This is a genomic window from Candidatus Methylomirabilota bacterium (assembly GCA_003104975.1).
Lineage (GTDB): Bacteria > Methylomirabilota > Methylomirabilia > Methylomirabilales > Methylomirabilaceae > Methylomirabilis.
On record PQAM01000009.1, the window covers coordinates 23,549 to 42,601 of the forward strand.

The window sequence follows — 19,053 nt, forward strand, 5'->3', positions numbered from 1 at the left end:
AGCAAGAGCGTGTCGCTCAGACCGCATGACAATCACTGAGAATTCTGGCACAATGACCGTGCGTGACAATTCGCGGAGGGGAGACGAATGTGCGGGATTACACTGTCGATACCGGATGAGGCGTTGGCAGCGCTCAAGGTGAGTCCCGAGCAATTGGGCGCGGAACTGCGACTGGCGGCGGCGATCAAGTTGTACGAGTTGGGCCGCCTGTCTTCCGGCGTGGCAGCGAAGCTTGCTGATGTGCCGCGAGTGGTGTTCCTCGCCAAGCTTGCCGACTACGGGGTGGAGACGTTTCGCCTGATCGAAGAGCAACTTGCACGCGAGACTCGCCTTGCCTGAAATTATCTGCAACATCTCCCCGATTCAGTATCTCCACCAGTTGAACCCTCGGATTCCGATTGGCTTCACATACGCGCGACGCCGTATTGAAACTCGCAGGGGAGCGCGGGAACTCCTGAACCTTTTCCCTTAGTGAGAGAGCCGCGCTCGACGATGTTCGGGCAACGGCAATCCCAGCGGCTGTCCCCGAGCCGGCGAGGTGGGCGGCGACAAGATGAGGTAGATCGTGGGGGTCGGCCTGCCGGTCATCACCGCCACGGTGACGGCACATCGCGCATAGTGCTTTCAGCAGAGCCGTAAACCAGATGGAGGCGCGAAATTTCTCTAAAAAAATCGTTCTCACGCGGCGGACAACGACAGGCCGTTTTTGGAAAAACGTAAAAAGTTGATCGACGACCGTCGGAACGCCTTACAATCACACCCGGTGCGTGATCAGCAGTATAACTAGCGAGACTTATTGCGTTAGCAGCATCACACCGATCGATCATCGGATTGAATGCGCTTGGTAAGTGTCGGCAATCCGAACAGATGATGGCGTCACGGCAGGTAGCCTCGCAAACTGGATGCCCTGAACTGCCTTGTTTTCGGTATGTTAACATCCTTAAGTTGCGCTCAGCATGGTGGCGCGAATTTTGCTTGATTCTCTAAGTGAAGGCTCAGCAAAGAAAAGATAAAAGAGGAAGATGAAATATAGTGTAAGTTCGCTTCTTTCGCGGGTGCAAAGGAGAGAAAGGAGAGAAAAGGTGAAACGTCTAGCGATGAACGTCTTAGAACGTCATGTGAACTTGGGACGGTTTTTGAGGATGGTACTTTTTACGATGATGGCGATGGGACTGGTGCTGTGGGGGAGTCCAGCGCGGGCGACGTCTTTAACTTTTGATCTAAATTTCGAATTTAGCGGAGCAACACCACCGGCAGGCACGCCGCCTTGGTTAAGGGCGACATTTGACGATACCCTAGACGGTGCTGGGGCAAATGGCGTCAGGCTAACCATGACTGCGCTTAATCTAACGAATGTTGAATTTATCAGTGAGTGGTCTTTCAATTTTGACCCGAGTCTCAACCCGACCTTGCTGACATTTACTGCTGTTAACAATGCTGCTTCTGTGCCGAATTCTATTTCCACAGGTGTTAATGCTTTTCAAGCCGATGGAGACGGCAACTTCGATATTCTCTTCGATTTCCCCCCACCGCCGGGCAGCTTTGCCGGGGAGTTCACGGCAGGGGAGACAGTAGTTTATGATCTCGTTTATACCTCGGCGATTAGTGTTGCAGCGTTCGACTTTGACAGTGCCCCTGGCGGTGGTGCCGGTGCCTTCAGAACTGCGGCGCACGTCCAGGGCATCGGAACCAGCGGTGCTGGCAGTGGATGGATTGGACCTACGCCGGTTCCGGAGCCGGCGACGTTGCTGCTGCTTGGTTCCGGCCTGATGGGGATGGGCTGGTTCGGACGGAAGCGGATGAAGGGCAAAGATGACGATCGTGAGGCGTGAGGCGGAAGGCGTGAGGGGAAGAAAAACAGAGTTGAGCGTTAAGCGAAGTGTCAAGTGTTGAGTGGGGAGGGACGAGTGGGGACCGATCAGTATTAAGTGATAAGTGTTGAGTGTGGGGTACTTGACACTTAACACTAAACACTAAAACACTGCCCTGCGCGTGAGGCGTTAGGCGGAAGAGACTAAGAACTCAAAACTAGAAACCGCCCCGAGCGTGAGGCGTTAGGCGAAAGACACTAAAAACTAAAAGCTGCTCCGTTAGACAAAGTCAGAGGGCCGGAGAGGAAGTTCCTCTCCGGCCCTTATCGTTTATCCTTCAGGGCTCCCACCGTTTGCGTATCCTTGCAGGCTGAGGACCCGTTCCCGACCGGCGGGCGCGATGAATCACGCCCCTACGAGTCCGGACGGACGATGGCGCGCGACGACACGTCGTGCCGCCCTTCGACTTTTCCGTACCCTGGAACCGGTCATGTGGCGTCACTTCGCTTGTTTCCTTTCCCCCTTTCTGATATAAACGACTGAAGGAGCTATCTTGTGCTTGCAGAGTTCATCGACAAGGCTATGGAACAAGCCGTGTACGACATCATTGAAGATGAAGGAACGTACTGGGGGGAAATTCCCAAGGTGTGTGGGCGCGGCACCGCACGCTGGAGGGTTGCCGGCGTGAACTCCGAGAGGCGCTCAGCGACTGGATCGCGATGCGTCTGCGCTTAGGGCTGTCGATACCCGTCGTGGCGGGCATCGACTTAAACCGACCTATCCAGCCTGTGTGAGTCGGATCTGTCATGCCGAGCGATGTGGCCGGAGGTACTGCGCAGGCGAGAGGATCAGGACGCCCTCTATGGTCTGTCCATAGAAACTGCCAAAATGGGAAAAGTCGCCGGTCAACAGATGGGTTGCCCGCGAGGCTATCGCGGCCAACAGGATCGGGCGATCTTTTTCAGGGAGCTGACCACACCCGACAATCGGTCGATCCGGTGGAGCGATCACGATCACACGAACGGCCTGGAGTAGCTGTTCGAGATCTTTACGTTGCTCGGAGCCGTGGAGGTTTCGCCGCGCCTCTTCGATGGCGTAGGCCGAGGTTAGTAATTGTAGGTCGGGTAGGTTCCAGAGCCGACGAAGACCGGCGTTCGGTCGACACGCGGCGGAATAGAGAATATTGGCATCGAGGAAGACACGGTCCACCCTCAATCCCCGGCCGGCTTATGATGACGAATGGCGGCCGGATCGAGGCCCATTTTGCGGACCTCTTCGAGTGCGCGGGTGTAATCGTCTACATCAACTGCGTTCGAGAGGAGGAATTCCGCTCGACGCTCTGGCGTGTAGATTTCGACGGGCATGACGACGGCTGGACGAATTAACACCCCATCCTCTCGCTCCTCTGCGATCACCAGCGATCCCTCTTCGATCCCAAAACGGTGTCGAAGAGCGGAGGGAATCACGACCGTTCCGCGCTTTCCTATTTTGCTGACCTCGACCATCATAATTCCTCACCCCTTTGTTGACGAGAATATCTGAATATCAGACAGTAGGATTGTCATTCTTAATATAGGCGATGGACATCCCAAAATCAAGATCTACTCACCTTCGTCCTCAAGTTAATCCCTGACCCACTCCTTGAGGAGGTGTGGTCTTCCATGTCCGGTGAACGTGACGACGTCCGTTGGTGAGAGGGGAGTCCGATGTCTGGGAAAAGGAGCAGGCGTGGGGGGAGAATAAAGCGAGGTTCCACTCACCACTTCACACTTCACACTCAACACTTAACACTGCCTTCTCAGTCGACGCGGTAGGGGTAGCTGACGACAAGCTGCAGGAAACCGACGTTTCGGAGGATATCTCGGCTGGTGCTTCCGCCTGTTGTATCGTCGAGTGTCCCATCCTGGAAACTGAATCGGTACGAACCGACCAGATTTAACCACCTGGTCATCTGGTAGGTGGCGTTGAGCCCAAAACTGTAGACGTCTGACTGGTCGTTCTGTCGGTCGTTCCGGTAGTAACTCGGTGTTACGCTGAACGAGAGAAACCGGATCGGCTGATACGAAGCGCTGGCGCTGAAGCTCTCCGTATCGATGGTTCCGCCCTGCCCGATGGCGGTGGTCTGGCTGCGCGCATAGGTGAACGAGAGTCGGCCTTTCTGGAGCCGGTGTTGAATGGTAGCCGACACCTCGGGATTGGTGCTCCCTTCGCTGAAACGGGCGCCGCCGTGGAGTGTGACGCTGGTCAGCGGGGTAAACTCATGGCTCCAGATAAGGCTGCCCACATGGCTGGTGGTCGTCGAGCCCTCATCGGATACGGGTGAGGGCTCTTGGTCGTTAAACTTATAATGGCGATAGGTGTAGCCGACACCCCATGTGTCCTGCCGTCCGAACTGCCGCTTCAGGTCGATGGAGGCGTTGTGCGTGTCGGTCTGGGTCCCGCCGGCCCGTTTGTCGTTCGTAAAGCTGTACAGCCCATTAACCGACGTCAACGGATCGACCTCATAGCTGAATGACGGGCTGGCGTTGTAGCTCCTGGCACGCCTTCTGGCCGACTCGATGCCGGTAGTCAGGTTGAGGTCCTGGGGGGTTTCGGTTCTTGTGTAGGCGCCGCTCAGAGAGAGGGTCAAGGGCCGGATCGGGAGGTAACGGGCCTGCGCGGTGGCACGCCGCCTGAGTTGGGCGTCGTTCAACTCGGTATGCCTGGCGTAGACCTCGGCGTCGAAGTCGTACTTTGCGAATAGCGTAAACGGGATGGAATAATAGCCGGCCTGGAGCCCGGGGGTCACGCGGGTAATGAAGTCGGATTTGCGCCCACGGCCTTCTCCGCGAGAGAAGATATTGTCATCGAACACCTCGGCGACCGCCATCGAGGGGGTAACCGTCCATCCCACCTCCTGCTGCGCCCACCCCGTCGAGGGCAGGAGTGCGCCAACAATGAGGACGACAACCGCCAAGGCAGCGGCGGACCATCGGGTGTCATGTCTTATGAGCGCCTTTACGCACCGCTGAAGCGTTATGGTATTCTCTGCACTACACACTCAACACTCATAACGAGTCTTTCACTCTCTATGGGACCACGACGGTGTCCCCCGGCTTGAGGACGACCCCCTTTGCCGACTCCGGATACTTCAGCAACTCCTTCACATCGACCCGGATCGTCGATTTCTTGGCGCCCTCATCCCGGATGACCGTGACCCGGCTTTGGGAGGCGAAGGGCGTGAACCCCCCCGCCAGGGCGATCGCCTGGACCGTACTCATCTCCTCGTCCTTATTGAGGGGGTAGACGCCGGGCTTGTTGACCTCGCCCATCACCACGATAAGATTCTTCAGTTTCGGCGTATCGGGGAGGACAATGATGTCCTCTGGCATCAGCGGCGGGTTATGGGCCGTATCGACCTCACGCAACAGCTTGATGAGATTGACGGGGATCCGCTGGGTTCCCCGCACAATGTAGGCGGACGAGAGATCGGTCCCCTCGGCGATACCGCCCGCCATCGCCAGCGCCTGCAGCAGCGTGAGTTCACTTCTGCTGTAGTAGACGCCCGATTTGGTCGCCTGACCCAGGACATAGACACGGTAACTGCCGACCTCCCTCAACGAGACCGTGACCGACGGGTTCTTCACCTTGGCTGCCAGTTCCTTGGTCAGATTCGCCGCTAACTCCTGGGCGGTCAGTCCGGCGGCCTGAAGGTCGCCGATCAGGGGGAAGGTGATCTTGGTGTCGGGCCGGACCGTGACGATGGTGTCCAGGTCCTTATTGTCCACGACGGAGATGAAGAGGATGTCGCCGGCGCCGATGATGTATTCCTTTGACCACGACGGAGAGGCGGCCGTTATCAGTATCAGAAGAGCCGGCAAAACGGGGTGAAACAGGCGTGCCCAGAAGACGTTGCGCATCATAGGAACTCTCCATGCAGCGTATCCGCGTAACGTTGGAAAGAATGACGCGACTATAATCAGTCGACGATACCCTGTCAAGTCAAATAACCCACGCCTCGGTAATTCCGTAGGGGCGCAATTTATTGCGCCCACGACCCGGCGCGGGCGCAATCGCATACGTCGAACATCCGCCCCATCCACAGGGCGTGATGAATCACGCCCCGACGACGGGCGACAACCCAACGGGCGCGATGAATCGCGCCCCGACGACGGCCACGCGGGGATACGGCCAATCGGGCGTGGAAAGCCCTTTCGGCTTGACATCACCGGATCGCTTCGTTAGGCTCCATTTGTCTGAACATGCCTATTGTCATTGTAGGGGCGCAATTTATTGCGCCCACGACCCGGCGCGGGCGCAATCGCATACGTCGAACATCCGCCCCATCCACAGGGCGTGATGAATCACGCCCCGACGACGGGCGACAACCCAACGGGCGCGATGAATCGCGCCCCGACGACGGCCACGCGGGGATACGGCCAATCGGGCGTGGAAAGCCCTTTCGGCTTGACATCACCGGATCGCTTCGTTAGGCTCCATTTGTCTGAACATGCCTATTGTCGTTGTAGGGGCGCAATTTATTGCGCCCACCACGCGGCACGGGCGCGATGAATCGCGCCCCTACGACGGTGACCGAACAGGCGGGCGCGATGAATCACGCCCCTACGGTGGGTGATATTGTTCGCACGTTTAAGGCCCTTTCGACCCATGAGATTCGGAAGCAATGGGCTCCAGCGTTTGCCTGGCAACGCAACTACTACGAACATATCATTCGAGATGAGCGATCGCTCAACGGCATCCGCAGTTACATCCAGGCCAATCCGGCGCTTTGGACATATGACAAAGAAAACCCTGAAGCGGGACACGTGACGAACATAGAGATCAACCGCGTGCTGGCCGATTACCACGGTATCATCGCTGTAGGGGCGCAATTTATTGCGCCCACCACACGGCACGGGCGCGATGAATCGCGCCCCGACGACGGGCGACAACCCAATGGGCGCGATGAATCGCGCCCCTACGGGGGGTGATGTGATAGATGGGATGACGGCGCGGGTGCGGCGGATCGGCGAACGGGTGCTGGCCGGGGGGGCGCCGACGTTCGAGGATGCCGCGCTGCTCTTCGAGCGATCCGACTACGACGTCCATGAGCTGTTCCAGACGGCCAATCGCCTCCGGCTGGATCGGTTCGGCAATCGGATCCATTTGTGCGGCATCGTCAACGCCAAGAGCGGCGGTTGTCCGGAAGATTGTGGGTTTTGCAGCCAGTCGTCCCGCCAGGCCACCGATATTGCGCGATACAGTGTGATCGCTGCAGGCGACGTGGTGCTGGCTGCCAGGCAGGCGCGGACGTATGGCGCCTGGGCGCTTGGGGTTGTAACCGCGGGACGCGGCTACGACGCCGCATCCGAGGATTTCCGTCGGCTGGTCGAGGGGATCCGAGCTGTTGCGCGGGACGGCGCGGCTGAGGCGCACGCCTCGCTTGGGATCATGGGCGACGAGGAGTGTCGTCAGCTTAAGGCGGCCGGCCTGACGACCTTCAATCACAACCTGGAAACCGGCCGGTCATACTTTCCCAACGTCTGCACGACCCACAGCTATGACGAGCGGGTTGCGACTATCAGGGCAGCCAAGGCCGCGGGCCTCAGGGCGTGCAGTGGGGGAGTGTTCGGAATGGGGGAGGAGCCCAGACATCGCGCCGAGTTGGCCTTTGCCCTGAAAGCGCTGGATGTGGACGAGGTCCCCCTGAACTTTCTGATCCCGGTTGAGGGAACCAGACTGGCGAACGTTACCCCAATTTCACCCATTGAGATACTGAAGATCATCGCCCTCTTTCGCTGGATCCTCCCGACCAAGAATATCTTTGTCTGCGCCGGGCGGCAGCATCTGGGCGAGTTGCACCCGATGATCTTTTTTGCCGGCGCCAGCGGCGTGATGGTGGGCGACTTCCTGACCACCAAAAACCGGAGCGTGGCCGACGACCTGAAGATGCTTCGTGACCTGGGGTTCGAGTTCGGCGAACCGTTGTCCGCCCACGAGCGTCACGCCGCCGCCTCGCGTTGACGCCTTTAATGCCTATGCGATTGCATGGAATTCATCTGACCCCCTTCACCTTCATCCTCTCCCCCAGGTGAGGGGAGAGGAGGTTTTCTTGTTGCCCCTCGCCCCGGGTACCCTCTGGGTGCGGAGAGGGTGCGGGTGAGGGGACTTTCGAATCAATGGCCTCACGCAGTCGGCGGCTCCGGCAGGACGACAAACGGTACGTCTGGCATCCCTTCACCCAGATGCAGGACTGGCTGCTGGAGCGCTATCCGATCATCGAACGGGGCGAGGGGAGCTACCTGATCGACGTCGACGGACGTCGCTACCTGGACGGCGTCTCCTCCCTCTGGGTGACGGTCCACGGCCACCGCAAGCAAACGATCGACCGGGCCGTCCGCGCCCAACTCGATAAGATCGCGCACACCACCTTCCTGGGACTGTCGCATCCGCCGGCCATTGAGCTGGCCGGGGCGCTTGTCCGGATTGCCCCAAAAGGACTCGCAAAGGTCTTTTACTCCGATAACGGCTCGACCGCCGTCGAGATCGCGCTGAAGATGGCGTTTCAGTACTGGCAGCAGAGGGGCGGGGCCTGTGCCCGCAAGACCCGGTTCATTGCGCTGAAAGAGGCGTATCACGGCGATACCCTGGGCGCGGTCAGCGTCGGCGGGATCGACCTGTTCCACCAGTTGTACCGGCCGCTCCTGTTCCCGATCTGGCGAATCCCCTCGCCGTATCGGCCGCCATGGGACCGCCGCCGCCGGGCGGATGCGCTCGCGCGGCTCGAGTCGATCCTGGCGCGCCGTCACGACCGGGTGGCGGGGGTCGTGCTGGAGCCGTTGATGCAGGGGGCGGCGGGGATGCTCCCATCGCCGCCCGGTTTTTTGAAGGCCGTCCGCAAGCTCTGCTCACAGTACAACGTCCTCCTGATCCTGGACGAGGTGGCCACCGGATTCGGGCGGACCGGGACGATGTTTGCCTGTGAGCGGGAGGGGGTCACGCCCGACCTGCTCTGTCTGGCAAAGGGGCTGACGGGAGGGTATCTGCCGCTCGCCGCGACGCTGACGACACAGGCGATCTTCGACGGTTTTTGCGCCCCGTATGAGAAGAAGAAGAGCTTCTTTCACGGCCACAGCTACACCGCCAACCCGCTGGCCTGCGCCGCGGCGCTTGCAAACCTCGAGTGCTTTCGGCGGGAGCAGACGCTCACGCGGCTGCAACCGAAGATCGCCCTGTTGCGTCGCGAGCTTGAGACGCCGCGAACGCTTCTGCATGTGGCCGATATCCGGCAGGTGGGGTTCATGGTCGGCATCGAATTGATGCAGGATCGGGACAAAGGGACCCCGTACCCGTATGAGGCGAAGATGGGGATCCGGACGATCCTGGAGGCTAGACGACGAGGATTAATTATCCGGCCGCTGGGTAATGTCATCGTCCTGATGCCGCCGCTCTCGATCTCGCCCAAGGACCTCATTCGAATGGTGCGCATCGTCGGCGAGTCGATCAGGGCGGCCACGGAAGGCGTGAGGCGGGAGGCGTGAGGGGCGGACTTGTGACGCAATGAACCTCGTGAAACATTCCGGTCTGTTTGTGATCGGGACCGATACCGGCGTCGGGAAGACGCTGGTCACGGCGGGGCTGGCGTATGCGTTGCGGGCCTGCGGGGTCGATGTCGGGGTGATGAAGCCGGTCGAGACCGGCTGTTCGACTCGAGACGGACGATTGCGACCGCCGGATGCCTTGGCGCTGCGTGAGGCGGCCGGCACGCGGGATGCCCTTGACCTGATCAACCCCTATCGCTTCCGTGAGCCGTTGGCGCCGATGGTGGCGGCTGAGCGGTTACGACGGACTATTGACGTCGACCGGTTGCTGGAGCGCTTCGACCGGCTGGCCGATCGACATACGGTCATGCTGGTGGAGGGCGCGGGCGGCCTGTTGGTACCCGTCACAGAAAAGGTGTCGTTCCTCGATCTCGCGGTCCGGCTGCAACTGCCCCTGCTTATCGTCATCGGGTCCAGGCTTGGGGCGCTGAACCACGCCAGGCTGACGGTCGAGGCGGCGTGTGCTGCCGGTGTCCCGGTGGTCGGGGCCATCGTCAATCGCGTGACTGCCGAGCGGTCGCTTGCTCGAACGACCAACGTATCGGCCCTCCGCCGCCTCTTACCGATCCCAATATTCGGTGAAATCCCTCACCTATCGGATATCAGGGGAAATCCCCTATGGCGCAGTCCGTCGCTGCACCGCATCCTGGCATCATCTCTCGACGATCTATTTGTGCGACCGATCAGGAGGTGAATCAGTGCGCAAATCATACAGATCCGCGATCCCTGCACTTTCCCTGCTGTTGCTGTTGTTTCTGACCTCGTGCGCGTCGATCAGTCAGGGGCCGCGCGCGTGGGAAGACCCGTCGGGCGAGCAGGGGCTGGCGTCCTGGTACGGCCACCCCTACCATGGGCGCCGCACGAGCAGCGGCGAGGTCTACGACATGTATCAGCTCACGGCCGCGCACCGCGAGATTCCCCTCGGAAGCTGGGTGGAGGTGGTCAACCTCGGCAACGGTCGTTCGCTGACGGTTCGGATCAACGACCGCGGGCCGTTCATTGACGGTCGGATCATCGACCTGTCGTATGCCTCGGCCCAGTTGCTCGGCGTCGTGGGACCCGGAACGGCGCCGGTCAGGGTTCGACTCACCCAGGCGCCGCCGCAGCGGCAGGCGCCGGAACCCACCCGATATTCGGTACAGGTGGCCTCATTTGTCTCGGAGTCGAACGCGCGTACCCTGAAGGCGGAGTTGGAGCAGAAGATGACCGGTGTGTACCTGGTGAAGGCCCAGGTCAACGGGGACGTCTATTTCCGGGTCCGTGTCGGCCGGTTTGCCTCGCACGCCGAGGCGAGGACCGCCGCCGAGCGGCTGGCGTCGTTCGGCTATCGCGTCCTGATCCTGGGTTCTGACGACCGCTTCTGAGTCATGCGGACAGCGGGCGCTTGACAGGTGAGCGTGTGTGTAGGACACTATATTATATATCGTCATACAAAGGAGGGTCCATGCCCACAAGCGTACGTCTGAATTCGGCGCTGGAAACACGGCTGAGGAAGCTGGCTGAGCGCGAAGGGGTTCCCCTATCGGCGCTGCTGCGGCGGGCGGCAGCGCGGTACTGTGACGAGGCCGCCGCCGCGTCTTTGGATGTGAGGCTTGCCGATGTGATCGGCGCGGCACACTCGGCAGGCGGGCAGGCTCGCCGGACCGGCGAGGCCTTTCGCAAGAGTCTGCGCCGCCGCCGGTGATCCTGACCGACGCCGGTCCCCTGGTAGCGCTCATCGACCGCGGGGAGTCTGATCACGTGCGGTGTCGCAAGGCGCTCACCGAATTACAGGGTCCTCTACTGACCACCTGGCCGGCATTTACCGAAGCCATGTATCTGCTTGGGGAAGCGGCGGGGTGGACAGCCCAGGAAGCGCTCTGGCGTCTGCTCAACCGGGGCGACCTGGTCATCGATACGCCACGGCACGTGCCGCATATTGCAACCCTGATGGCGAAGTATCAGAACGTCCCGATGGATCTGGCCGACGCCTCGCTGGTTGCGCTGGCTGAAGACCGGGGCCTGTCGGTGATTTTTACGTTGGACCACGATTTCCACATTTATCGACTTCCGCGCGGGAAAGCCTTCACAATCATTCCAGCCGCATCCCCGTAGTTGCCTCGCCAACCGCCGAGCGGCCGGCGTCGTTCCGCTATCGCGTCCTGATCCTGGGTGCCGATGACCGGTTCTAAGGATTCATGGTTGATCCGTTTCACCAGTCGTGTGTCTGTTGCTGCGTTAGCTCATACTACTGTTCTCAGGGAAAATCACGTTCATATATCCGGAATATACCCTATTGAGAAATATTTTGACTTATCGTAAATAGCTATGGGAAACTACCTATTCCAGTCATGAAGGCAGTGAGGAGCGATTCGTTCTGCGTCAACGGAGGTCACAAGGTGACCGTACAAGGTTCTCCGCTCCGGTTAGTTGTGTTCGGTATCGAGGGTCAGCGTTACGCCCTGCGTCTCGATACGGTGGAGCGGGTGCTGCCGATGGCGGCTGTCTCGCCGCTGCCGAAGGCGCCCTCTGTGGCGCTCGGCGTGATCAACCTGCACGGGCAGGTTGTGCCGGTTCTTGACATCCGAAGCCGCTTCAGCTTGCCGTCCTGCGACTATGGCATTACCGGACGCCTCCTGGTCGCTCGGACGCATCGGCGAATCCTGGCCTTGCCGGTGGATGAGGTCGTTGGGGTGACGGAGGTGGCCGGAGATACTGTCATGCCTCCGGGCACTGTCCTTCCCGGGATCGGGTACGTAGCGGGAATCGTCGCGCTCGCAGACGGCCTCATCTTCATCCATGACCTGGGCACCTTCCTGTCCCTCGACGAAGAGCAATCGTTGGCCGAAGCCCTGGAGGAACGAGCAGGATGAGGCTATCTGACGAGGCATGCCGGGAGATGCAGGAATTGATCGCCAGGCGGTTGGGGCTGGACTTTCCTGAGAATCGTCAGGCTGACCTCGAGCGGGGGCTCGCGCGGGCGCTCCGAGGCGCATCGATTCGGTCGCCGGACGCGTATCTGGCATGGCTGGCTACCTTGCCGGATGAGAGTCCGGAGTGGAGGCGGCTGGCCGACCACCTTACGGTGGGCGAAACCTACTTCTTCCGCGACCCGGGCTGCTTTGAGGCGCTGGAGCAGCAGGTCCTTCCCTCCCTTATTGCCGAACGCCGGTCGGCGGGTAACCTCAGGCTCCGGTTCTGGAGCGCCGGATGCGCCACCGGCGAAGAGCCGTACTCTCTCGCCATCCTGCTGGATCGCTTGCTCCCAGACCTCGCGGATTGGTCGCTGACGATTCTGGCGACAGACATCAATTCGGAGGCTCTGGAGGTGGCCCGGCGAGGGGTATATCGGCAGTGGCCGCTCCGCGAAACCCCTTCATGGGTTCGGGATCGATACTTCTACCGCCACGAAACAGAGGCGTATGAGGTAGACCCAAGGATTCAACGAATGGTCAGTCTTGCCCCGCTTAACCTGGCCGAGGATGGGTATCCGGCCGTCGTCACCAATACCACCGCTATGGATCTGATCCTTTGTCGCAACGTCCTGATGTACTTTACCGACGAGGCCCAACGGGCGTGCGTCACGCGTTTGCAACGGGCGCTTGTACCCGGAGGATGGCTAGTCGTCGGTCCGGCTGAAGCCTCTACCGATCTGCTCAGCCCGCTGGCCCCCGTGACCTTCCCCAACGCCATCTTGTATCGGAAGGAGCAGCCATCGGCTAGCAGCCATCAGCCATCAGCTTTCGTCCCCTCGCCCCCATTTGCTTTTCCCCAACCCCTATCCCCCAACTCCCAACCCCCGTCTTCTGCTCCCCAACCCCTATCCCCCAACCCCCAGCCCCTGCTCGAGCGCGCGCGAGCGTTGGCCGATCAAGGCAACCTGGAGGAAGCCTACCATTTGTGTAAGACCGCGCTGGCGAAGGATCAGCTTGACCCCGAAGCCCACCTTCTTTTGGCTGCGATCTGTCAGGAACGAGGGGAGATCTCCGAAGCGCTTGAAACGCTCCGTCGGGTTATTTACCTGACGCCGGATTCGGCGTCGGCCTACTTCCTCATGGGGAGCCTGCTGCTGCGACAGGGGAAGCGCGGCCAGGGACGGCGATCCATGGAGACGGTGGTGAGCCTCTTACAGACCGTTCCCGGCCATGAGACAGTGGCGGGCAGTGCCGGCCTGACGGCGGGTCGGCTTCTGGAGACCGCCCGGGCGTATCTGGAGTTGTCCGCATGAGTGAGACACGACAGGCGATCGACTGGCAGGAGATCTACTCCAGGCTGGCGCAGACACGGAGGCATCTCGAAACCAGCGAACGTCGTTCTCTTGACGAGGTCGAGCGGATTTTGAGGGATCGGGCTTTCGTGTTGGCGCAGCCGTTGCCGGAGGTCCAGAGCCCGCGAGAGCTCCTCGACATGCTGGTCTGCGCTATTGCGCGAGAGCAGTACGGAATTGAAATGGCGTTCGTCCTGGAGGTGATCCCCTTCCGGGAGCTGACACCGGTGCCCTGCGCACCGCCGTTTCTGCTCGGTGTAGTCAACCACCGCGGCCGGATCCTTCCAGTCTTAGACCTCCGAAGGTTGCTCGAGCTGCCGGGACAAAAGGACACCGAGGCGGGCCAAATCGTGGCGGTCCAGGCCGTGGGGATGACACTAGGAATCTCTGCCGACAGCATGGTGGGCACGGTCCAAGTTGCGCTGCAAGACGTGTCACTGCCTCCGGTCACCCTCACAGGCGAGCGTCACAAGATCGTCAGAGGCGTGACGAAGGAGATGGTGGCGGTGCTGGATCTCGAGGCGCTGGCTCGAGACCCGCGGATCACAGTCAACGAAGAGGTCACATGACGGGGCCTCTTCAGGAGGAGATGGAAGATGAGATGGACAGTCGGTCAGCGGATTGCGGTCGGATATGCGGTGATTCTACTGCTCCTGGCGGTGATCGCGGGCGCCGGCATCTATGCGCTTCCGCGTACGGCTGATACGTTCTTCAGCGCGGTGCGCCAGCAGGAGCAGAGCCTCGAGGCCCTGCGTGCCGACGAACGGCTCACCTCAGCGAATGCGAACTTCCTCCGCTATCTCCTCACCGGGGACCAGAAGTTCCTAAAGGTGATGGAGGACAGACTTTCGAGCGGCCGCCGGAGCCTCACAGCGCTCCGCGACGCAAGCACCACTTCAGCATTGAAAAGCGAGTGGGAGGAGGTGCTGGGTCTCGTGACGTTGCTTGACCAAGGGCAGAATGCGGCGATTGCAGCCAAGGCGGCCCGTCGAGAGGCCGAGGCGCTCCGTATCGGTGCAGAACGGGTGTACCCGATACGTGAACGGCTGTCATCCTTGATTGACCGCCTTGTCGCTTCCGACCGGGCTCGTGCCAAAGAGGCCGCACAGTCGGCGGCCGCGGCGGCCTCTCGCGCCTTCTGGGTCATCGTCTTCGTGTCGGCGTTCGCGCTGGCCGCCGGGGTCGTGATCGCCTGGGCGTCCGCTCGTTCCATCATCGGTCCCTTGCGCGACGCCATTGCGATGTTGGGTTCTGCATCCTCAGAGATTGTTGCCTCGACGACCCAGCAGGCGTCGGGCACGGCCGAAGAGGCCACTGCGGTCCAGGAGACCGCGACGACCGTGGACGAGGTCAAGCAGACCGCGCAGGTGTCGGCTCAGAAAGCGCGAGCGGTGACGGACGCCGTGCAGAAAACGGCCCAGGCCTCTCAAGAGGGGCGGGGGGCGGTGGAAGCAGGCATCAAGGGGATGCAGGAGCTGAAGGCGCGGATGGAGGCGATCGCGGAGCGGATTCTGGCCTTGAGCGAGCAGGGTCAGGCCATCGGTGAGATCATCGCCGTCGTCAACGATCTGGCTGAGCAGTCGAACCTGCTGGCGGTGAACGCGGCGATTGAGGCGGCCAAGGCCGGCGAAGCGGGGAAGGGGTTTGCGGTGGTGGCGGCCGAGGTGAAGGCGTTGGCCGAGCAGTCCAAGCAGGCCACCGCACAGGTGCGCGGCATCCTGAACGAGATCCAGCGGGCGACGCAGGCAGCGGTCATGGCGGCGGAGCAGGGGGTCAAGACCTCGGATGCCGGGGTCGGGATGGCCGGTCGAAGCGGCGAGGCGATCCGGTTGCTGAGCGAGGGCTTGACCGAATCGGCGCAGGCGGCGCAACAGATCCTGGCCTCCGCCCAACAGCAGGCGGCGGGGATGGATCAGGTGGCGATCGCGATGCAGAACATCCGGCAGGCCTCCACGCAGAACATGGCTTCCACCCGACAAGTAGAACAGGCGGCCCAGAACCTGAATGAGCTGGCCCAGCGGCTGAGCACGCTGATTTCGGGGAACGGCGCCGGTGGGCGGCTGCCGGTCAGCCGTCGGCTCCATGCCGAGGACTGAGTTCGTGATAACCACATGACGGCGAGTCGGAACCAAGAAATCAAGGCGCGGCTGCTGGCCACGTTTCGGGTGGAGGCCGAAGAGCACTTGCAGGCGATCACGACGAACCTCCTGGCCTTGGAAGGGGGTCCGCCGCCTGCTCAGACCCGTGAGCTGGTGGAGGCGACGTTCCGCGAGATGCACACCCTGAAAGGCGCCGCCCGCTCTGTGAGCCTGATGGATGTGGAGGCGCTCTGCCAGGCGTGTGAATCGGTCCTGAGTCAGGTTGTTCAGGGTCGCCTAGTACTCAATCGTTCGCTTGTGGATGGCGTGCAGGAGGCGGTCGATGGCGTGGCCCGCCTGCTGTCCGGACACGCCGATTCGACGACGGCGTCCGATCTGATCCGGCGCCTCGAAGAGACGGGGGATAGGGGTCGGGGGTTAGGGGTTGGTCCCCAATCCCCAACCCCCAATCTCCAACCCCCAACACCTGTCCCCTACGGGGACACCGTCCGGCTATCCACGGCCAAGCTGGATGCGCTGCTGCTGCAGGCCGAGGACCTCCTGGTCCCAAAGCTCGCTGCCGGGGAGCGAGCGCGAGAAGCACAAGGGTTGCTCGAGGCGGTGAAGCGGCTGAGAGCAGGGGATAGGGGATGGGGGTTGGGGGTTAGGAAACCATCCCCCAACCCCCATCCCCTATCCCCTGGTCTTTATGCCCCATCCCCCGCTCTTCGGGCGTTGGAGGCTCAGGCCGAGGCGCTGTGCCGGCATCTCGCCGTGGACCAACGAACGATCGGCAGGGCGGTGGATGGTCTGCAGGAAGAGTTGCGGCAGATACGGCTGATGCCCGCTTCGACGATCCTGGATCTCTTTCCGCGGATGATTCGCGACCTGGCAAGCGAGCGCGGTAAAGAGATAGAGTGGGCGACTCAAGGCGCCGATCTGGAGGTGGATCGGAAGATCCTGGAGGCGATGAAAGAGCCGCTCATCCATCTGGTGCGAAACGCCGTTGATCACGGTATCGAGTCGTCCGAGACCCGGGCGCAGACAGGCAAGACCGGCCATGGTCGCGTCGCGGTGACCATCGCCTCACTGGAGGGCGGGCGGGTCGAGATCCGCGTGGAGGACGACGGGCGCGGGATCGATTTCGCGGGGGTCAGGGCAGCGGCCGTCCGGATCCGTGTCCTGACGGCCGAGGCGGCGGAGACCCTGACCGATGCCGAGGCAATGGAACTGATCTATCGCTCCGGCCTCAGTACGAGCCCGATTATTACCGATCTCTCCGGGCACGGCTTGGGGCTGGCCATCGTGAAGGAGCGGGTCGAGCGGCTGGGCGGCGAGATCGGGGTCGAGACGCGGGCGGGGGTGGGGACAACGGTGCGGATTATCGTCCCAGCCAGCATCGCGACCTTCCGCGGCCTTCTGGTTCGGGTCGGCGAGCAGCCGTTCCTCCTTCCGATGGAGGGGATCGAGCAGGCGATCCGGGTGGGCGCGGATGCGATCGAGCGTGTGGAGGGCCGCGAAGCGATTCGTTGGAGCGGTCATCCCCTTCCTGTCGCCCGGCTCTGCGACCTGTTGGGGCTCCCGCAGCAGCAGAACTCAGACCCTCCCCATCCCCCATCCCCTAACCTCCACCCCCCGTCATTCGGCGTCGTCGTGCAGTCCGGCGACGAACGGGCGGGACTCCTGGTTGATGAGATCCTGGGGGAGCGGGAGGTACTGGTTAAGGAGTTCGGACCACCGCTTGTCCGGGTGAAGAACGTGGCAGGGACGGGTCTCCTGGGGGGCGGCGAGGTCGTGTTGATCCTCCGCACGGCCGATCTTTTGAAGTCAGCCCGGCGACTCTATCGCGCCCCTGCGCCCCCTGCAGAGAAGGGGGAGCAGCGTGGCCAGGCGGTCATTCTCGTGGTCGACGACTCCATTACAACGCGGACGATGGAGAAGAACCTCCTGGAGGCGGCAGGCTACCGGGTGTGCACGGCGGTGGACGGAATGGAGGCCTGGACGCTGCTCAAGAGCGAGGAGGTCGATCTGGTGGTGTCAGACCTGGACATGCCCCGGTTGGACGGCTTTGAGCTGACGGCCCGGATCCGGGCCGACCGGAAGCTGGCCGACCTGCCGGTGGTGCTGGTGACGGCGCTCGAGTCGCGGCAAGACAAGGAACGGGGGGTTGAAGTGGGCGCCAACGCCTACATCATCAAGTCGAGCTTTGACCAGTCGAACCTCCTCGAGATCATTGGGCGACTGATATAAGGCAGGCGTGAGGGGTAAGGGGTGAGGCGGGAGGCGGCTTCGTGATTCGGATAGTTGTGGCGGACGATTCGGCGACGGTGCGGGAGTATCTGGTCTACCTGCTCAGACAGGACCCCACACTTGAGGTGGTGGGCGCTGCCAAGGAGGGTCTTGAGGTTGTGGAACAGGCCGAGCGGCTGAAGCCGGACATCATCCTCATGGACGTCAACATGCCGCGACTGAACGGCTTCGAGGCGACACGACGGATCATGGAGCGGGTGCCTACGCCCATCGTAATGGTAAGCGCCAGCTTCAGCCGCGACGAGATGGCCATGACATTTGAGGCCCTCAAGGCGGGAGCGCTCATGGTGGTGGACAAGCCCGGCGGACCCGATCATCCGAACCACGTGGAGAGTGCCCGGAGGCTGGTCGAGGCGGTCAAACTGATGGCGGAGGTGAAGGTGGTCCGGCGTTGGCGACGCGCGGAACGGCTATCGGCGGTACGAGGGATGATCGAATGGGCAACCGCCCGGCCGTGTCGGCTTATTGCAATCGGCGCGTCCACCGGCGGTCCGCCGGTGATGGCAGAGATTCTGCGTGGACTGCCGCGCGACCTAATGGTTGCCGTTCTGGTCGTCCAACATATCGTACCGGGATTCATCGGGGGATTATGCGACTGGCTCGGCATGGAGACTCGCCTGACGGTGAAGCCGGCCGAGACGGGCGAGGCGATTCGGTCCGGAACCGTCTATCTCGCCCCCGACGGCTTGCAGATGGGGGTGACGCCGAACGGCCGAATCCGGCTGACGAAAGGGTCGGAAGGGGGGAGTTTTTGCCCCTCGGTTTCGTACCTGTTTCAGTCGGTGGCGGACAGCTATGGGCGATCGGCTGTCGGGATCCTCCTGACCGGGATGGGTCGGGACGGCGCGGACGGCCTCAAGCGGCTTCGGGACGCGGGCGGGATGACCATCGCCCAGGATGAGGCGAGCAGTGCGGTGTTCGGGATGCCGGGGGAGGCCATCCGCCTTGGAGCGGCCGAGTACGTGCTCTCCCCGGAACAAATCGCAGCGACGATCCGCTCCCTGGCGACCCGTTGAAGGGACCGGTTG

Annotated in this window: 18 protein-coding genes and 2 pseudogenes; 16 read left to right on the top strand and 4 right to left on the bottom strand. The window is 61.7% G+C overall.

Annotation, left to right across the window (positions count from 1 at the left end; translation table 11 throughout):
• Positions 1–87: 87 nt before the first annotated feature.
• The 3 genes and pseudogenes from C3F12_06505 to C3F12_06515 all read left to right on the top strand — a co-directional run bounded on the left by C3F12_06505 (position 88) and on the right by C3F12_06515 (position 2,605).
• The gene (locus tag C3F12_06505) at positions 88–339 is read left to right on the top strand and encodes a hypothetical protein (GenBank protein ID PWB46584.1); all 252 of its coding nucleotides are present in this window, start codon (positions 88–90) and stop codon (positions 337–339) included.
• 683 nt (positions 340–1,022) lie between these two features.
• Positions 1,023–1,832 (top strand): hypothetical protein, encoded by an 810-nt coding sequence (locus C3F12_06510; GenBank protein PWB46585.1) that lies wholly within the window; start codon positions 1,023–1,025, stop codon positions 1,830–1,832.
• Positions 1,833–2,366: 534 nt separating this feature from the next.
• Positions 2,367–2,605: pseudogene (locus C3F12_06515) on the top strand (hypothetical protein).
• Positions 2,606–2,615: 10 nt separating this feature from the next.
• Here C3F12_06515 and C3F12_06520 read toward each other — a convergent pair.
• The 4 genes from C3F12_06520 to C3F12_06535 all read right to left on the bottom strand — a co-directional run bounded on the left by C3F12_06520 (position 2,616) and on the right by C3F12_06535 (position 6,016).
• Positions 2,616–3,026, bottom strand: coding sequence for a DNA-binding protein (locus C3F12_06520; protein ID PWB46586.1), 411 nt, complete (start codon positions 3,024–3,026; stop codon positions 2,616–2,618).
• The gene (locus tag C3F12_06525) at positions 3,023–3,319 is read right to left on the bottom strand and encodes an AbrB family transcriptional regulator (GenBank protein PWB46587.1); all 297 of its coding nucleotides are present in this window, start codon (positions 3,317–3,319) and stop codon (positions 3,023–3,025) included. Before C3F12_06525 ends, C3F12_06520 begins: the two co-directional genes overlap by 4 nt.
• A 290-nt stretch (positions 3,320–3,609) precedes the next feature.
• Positions 3,610–4,680, bottom strand: a complete 1,071-nt coding sequence (locus C3F12_06530; GenBank protein PWB46588.1) for a hypothetical protein — start codon at positions 4,678–4,680, stop codon at positions 3,610–3,612.
• Between the two features lie 199 nt (positions 4,681–4,879).
• Positions 4,880–6,016 carry a hypothetical protein gene (locus C3F12_06535; protein PWB46589.1) on the bottom strand — a complete coding sequence of 379 codons (1,137 nt, stop codon included), beginning with the start codon at positions 6,014–6,016 and terminating at the stop codon, positions 4,880–4,882.
• Between the two features lie 477 nt (positions 6,017–6,493).
• Between C3F12_06535 and C3F12_06540 the strand changes: the two are divergent.
• The 13 genes and pseudogenes from C3F12_06540 to C3F12_06600 all read left to right on the top strand — a co-directional run bounded on the left by C3F12_06540 (position 6,494) and on the right by C3F12_06600 (position 19,041).
• Positions 6,494–6,604 (top strand): annotated as a pseudogene (locus tag C3F12_06540) (transposase).
• A gap of 109 nt (positions 6,605–6,713) precedes the next feature.
• Positions 6,714–7,814: a biotin synthase BioB gene (bioB, locus tag C3F12_06545; GenBank protein PWB46590.1), complete on the top strand. Its 1,101-nt coding sequence runs from the start codon at positions 6,714–6,716 to the stop codon at positions 7,812–7,814.
• Between the two features lie 155 nt (positions 7,815–7,969).
• Complete coding sequence (gene bioA / locus C3F12_06550; GenBank protein ID PWB46591.1) at positions 7,970–9,331, top strand: adenosylmethionine--8-amino-7-oxononanoate transaminase; 1,362 nt, start codon at positions 7,970–7,972, stop codon at positions 9,329–9,331.
• Positions 9,332–9,350: 19 nt separating this feature from the next.
• Positions 9,351–10,085 (top strand): dethiobiotin synthase, encoded by a 735-nt coding sequence (gene bioD, locus C3F12_06555; GenBank protein PWB46592.1) that lies wholly within the window; start codon positions 9,351–9,353, stop codon positions 10,083–10,085.
• Positions 9,970–10,755, top strand: coding sequence for a septal ring lytic transglycosylase RlpA family protein (locus C3F12_06560; GenBank protein ID PWB46593.1), 786 nt, complete (start codon positions 9,970–9,972; stop codon positions 10,753–10,755). Before bioD ends, C3F12_06560 begins: the two co-directional genes overlap by 116 nt.
• Positions 10,756–10,835: 80 nt before the next feature.
• Positions 10,836–11,075, top strand: coding sequence for a hypothetical protein (locus C3F12_06565; protein ID PWB46594.1), 240 nt, complete (start codon positions 10,836–10,838; stop codon positions 11,073–11,075).
• Positions 11,072–11,485: a PIN domain nuclease gene (locus tag C3F12_06570; GenBank protein PWB46595.1), complete on the top strand. Its 414-nt coding sequence runs from the start codon at positions 11,072–11,074 to the stop codon at positions 11,483–11,485. Before C3F12_06565 ends, C3F12_06570 begins: the two co-directional genes overlap by 4 nt.
• Before the next feature lie 236 nt (positions 11,486–11,721).
• A complete protein-coding gene (locus tag C3F12_06575) occupies positions 11,722–12,243 on the top strand; it encodes a chemotaxis protein CheW (protein ID PWB46596.1) in 522 nt (173 codons plus the stop codon).
• Positions 12,240–13,598: a protein-glutamate O-methyltransferase gene (locus C3F12_06580; protein ID PWB46597.1), complete on the top strand. Its 1,359-nt coding sequence runs from the start codon at positions 12,240–12,242 to the stop codon at positions 13,596–13,598. Before C3F12_06575 ends, C3F12_06580 begins: the two co-directional genes overlap by 4 nt.
• Complete coding sequence (locus tag C3F12_06585; protein PWB46598.1) at positions 13,595–14,206, top strand: chemotaxis protein CheW; 612 nt, start codon at positions 13,595–13,597, stop codon at positions 14,204–14,206. Before C3F12_06580 ends, C3F12_06585 begins: the two co-directional genes overlap by 4 nt.
• A 27-nt stretch (positions 14,207–14,233) precedes the next feature.
• Positions 14,234–15,733, top strand: coding sequence for a chemotaxis protein (locus C3F12_06590; GenBank protein PWB46599.1), 1,500 nt, complete (start codon positions 14,234–14,236; stop codon positions 15,731–15,733).
• Between the two features lie 15 nt (positions 15,734–15,748).
• Complete coding sequence (locus C3F12_06595; protein ID PWB46600.1) at positions 15,749–17,965, top strand: hybrid sensor histidine kinase/response regulator; 2,217 nt, start codon at positions 15,749–15,751, stop codon at positions 17,963–17,965.
• Positions 17,966–18,006: 41 nt separating this feature from the next.
• Positions 18,007–19,041, top strand: coding sequence for a chemotaxis response regulator protein-glutamate methylesterase (locus C3F12_06600; GenBank protein PWB46601.1), 1,035 nt, complete (start codon positions 18,007–18,009; stop codon positions 19,039–19,041).
• The last annotated feature ends 12 nt before the right edge of the window (positions 19,042–19,053 follow it).

Bases quoted from the DNA above. Each gene is read 5' to 3' on its own strand.
- C3F12_06505 (PWB46584.1), top strand. From the start codon at position 88: ATGTGCGGGATTACACTGTCGATACCGGATGAGGCGTTGGCAGCGCTC.
- C3F12_06510 (PWB46585.1), top strand. From the start codon at position 1,023: ATGAAATATAGTGTAAGTTCGCTTCTTTCGCGGGTGCAAAGGAGAGAA.
- C3F12_06525 (PWB46587.1), bottom strand. From the start codon at position 3,319: ATGATGGTCGAGGTCAGCAAAATAGGAAAGCGCGGAACGGTCGTGATT.
- C3F12_06530 (PWB46588.1), bottom strand. From the start codon at position 4,680: ATGGCGGTCGCCGAGGTGTTCGATGACAATATCTTCTCTCGCGGAGAA.
- C3F12_06535 (PWB46589.1), bottom strand. From the start codon at position 6,016: ATGTCAAGCCGAAAGGGCTTTCCACGCCCGATTGGCCGTATCCCCGCG.
- bioB (PWB46590.1), top strand. From the start codon at position 6,714: ATGAATCGCGCCCCGACGACGGGCGACAACCCAATGGGCGCGATGAAT.
- bioA (PWB46591.1), top strand. From the start codon at position 7,970: ATGGCCTCACGCAGTCGGCGGCTCCGGCAGGACGACAAACGGTACGTC.
- bioD (PWB46592.1), top strand. From the start codon at position 9,351: ATGAACCTCGTGAAACATTCCGGTCTGTTTGTGATCGGGACCGATACC.
- C3F12_06565 (PWB46594.1), top strand. From the start codon at position 10,836: ATGCCCACAAGCGTACGTCTGAATTCGGCGCTGGAAACACGGCTGAGG.
- C3F12_06575 (PWB46596.1), top strand. From the start codon at position 11,722: ATGAAGGCAGTGAGGAGCGATTCGTTCTGCGTCAACGGAGGTCACAAG.
- C3F12_06580 (PWB46597.1), top strand. From the start codon at position 12,240: ATGAGGCTATCTGACGAGGCATGCCGGGAGATGCAGGAATTGATCGCC.
- C3F12_06585 (PWB46598.1), top strand. From the start codon at position 13,595: ATGAGTGAGACACGACAGGCGATCGACTGGCAGGAGATCTACTCCAGG.
- C3F12_06590 (PWB46599.1), top strand. From the start codon at position 14,234: ATGAGATGGACAGTCGGTCAGCGGATTGCGGTCGGATATGCGGTGATT.
- C3F12_06595 (PWB46600.1), top strand. From the start codon at position 15,749: ATGACGGCGAGTCGGAACCAAGAAATCAAGGCGCGGCTGCTGGCCACG.